We start from the raw sequence: 367 nt of genomic DNA, 5'->3' as shown, positions 1-367 counted from the left end.
GGATTGGCAAATGCATATTCTGGGCTTGCTTTTATGTCTGCATAACCGGCAAATTCGGTTAAAGGGAACATAATAAGGCCAACGTCTAGGCCTGAGGTAAACAGGATTGCTATAAAAGTGAATGTTCTCACTGGTGTGACGCCCACTACGCGTACATTGCCCCATTTTATTAAAATAGTAACAATGGCAAGTAAGGTGAAAATAATGCCTGCATTAAGCCAAATAGTCATTATCGCCCTCCCAGAATGAATAAAAATAACACATATAATCTAGTTAACAATAATAACTGCACCAAAAATGACAAATACACTAGCATTAAATTTCCCATCCACATAATCGTAATCAATCATCTTAATCTTAACACCAA

At 36.8% G+C, this 367-nt stretch carries 1 protein-coding gene; it reads right to left on the bottom strand.

Translation table 11 applies throughout. The annotated features are described in order from the left end of the window. Positions 1–230, bottom strand: a 230-nt coding sequence (locus AAEY79_RS14270; protein WP_352288905.1) for a hypothetical protein, incomplete at its 3' end; no start/stop codon positions are given. Positions 231–367 lie beyond the last annotated feature (137 nt).

Origin of the sequence: Psychrobacter sp. GW64-MNA-CIBAN-0177 (assembly GCF_040309585.1) — a bacterium.
In the GTDB taxonomy this organism is placed as follows: domain Bacteria; phylum Pseudomonadota; class Gammaproteobacteria; order Pseudomonadales; family Moraxellaceae; genus Psychrobacter; species Psychrobacter okhotskensis.
This window is presented reverse-complemented; position numbering and strand designations above follow the sequence as displayed.